The organism is Oleiphilus sp. HI0125 (genome assembly GCF_001635355.1).
Map to the genome: position 1 here is coordinate 1 of NZ_LWGF01001325.1, position 1,176 is coordinate 1,176.

The 1,176-nt window shown below is 46.1% G+C and carries 1 protein-coding gene; it reads right to left on the bottom strand.

Features of this window, described 5'->3' with window-relative positions; translation table 11 throughout:
* Window positions 1-11 precede the first annotated feature (11 nt).
* On the bottom strand, window positions 12-1,085 hold the full coding sequence (locus tag A3762_RS22835) for an extracellular solute-binding protein (protein ID WP_068476125.1): 1,074 nt from the start codon (window positions 1,083-1,085) through the stop codon (window positions 12-14).
* Between the last annotated feature and the right edge of the window lie 91 nt (window positions 1,086-1,176).

Consider the following 1,176-nt stretch of genomic DNA (forward strand, 5'->3'; position numbering starts at 1 on the left):
CGTCGTAGTGACTATTTAGCGGCGTTGATTCTATCGAGGGCTTTACCTTCCATCGTTTCTAAACCAGCAGGTACGGTCGGGTACCATTTAATATTATCGATGTCAGCTTGGCTGAACGATGCTTTGAAGCGTTTTTGTAACTCGGGGTCTACTTCAACATCACCACCTTTAGATGCTGTGAAGTTACCTGCCACGTTCGTGATCATACTTGCGATTTTTGGTTGCATTACAAAGTTGATCCACTTGTATGCCGCGTCTTCTGCTTTGGTTTTACGTGGCAGCACAAAGGTATCGATCCAGCCGAGTGCACCAGAAGTTGGTGCAACGAAAGTAACGTTAGGTAGCTCTTTGTTTAGCTTCCAACCGCCTGTATCCCACGCCATTGCTGCAGTCGCTTCTCCAGAGCGGAGGAGATTCATGAGTGCATCACCTCCAGACCAGTACGTTTTAACATTGGCTTTACAAGAGATGAGCTTGTCAGTGACTTGATTGATGATGTCTTGGTATTTAGCTGTGTCGCCATATGCAGCAAATGGATCTAAGCCCATAGAGAAAGCAAAGCCAATCAGGGTAGGGCGCTTCAAACGATAAGAAACTTTACCCGCAACATCCGCGCTACATAGGTCCGCATAGTCTTTAACGCTTGCTGCCATTTTTGTATCAAGAACTAAGCCGCTAGTACCCCAAATATGCGGCACACCGTATACATCTCCGTCGAACATCGTGGTATTTTTTGTCGCTTCGAGCATGGAATCGATAAACAAGCTATTGTCGATTTTGCTCAAGTCAATCGGCTTGTAGATATCAAACTCCGCTTGCGCACCTGAAATACGATCTTGGCTTGGTTGCGCAAGGTCGAAACCAGATCCACCTGTCGCACGCAGTTTAGAAATCATATCTTCGTTGTTTGACTTAGTTACCTCAACGTCAATGCCAGTTTCGGCTTTAAATTGTGCGATAACTTCATCTGGAGCATATCCGCCCCAAGTTAAGAGCCGAAGCGTTTCCGCACTTGCGAATTGCGACGCTCCAAGCAAGATGGCTGCAGATACTGCACCAGTGGTAAGTTTCTTTATTGCTTTCATTCTGGATATTACCCCTTTTTATCGTATTGATTGCAGCCTCAATCGGTTGCTAGTAAAGACGACGCATCCGTGTTGGGAGGTTTCCCTATAC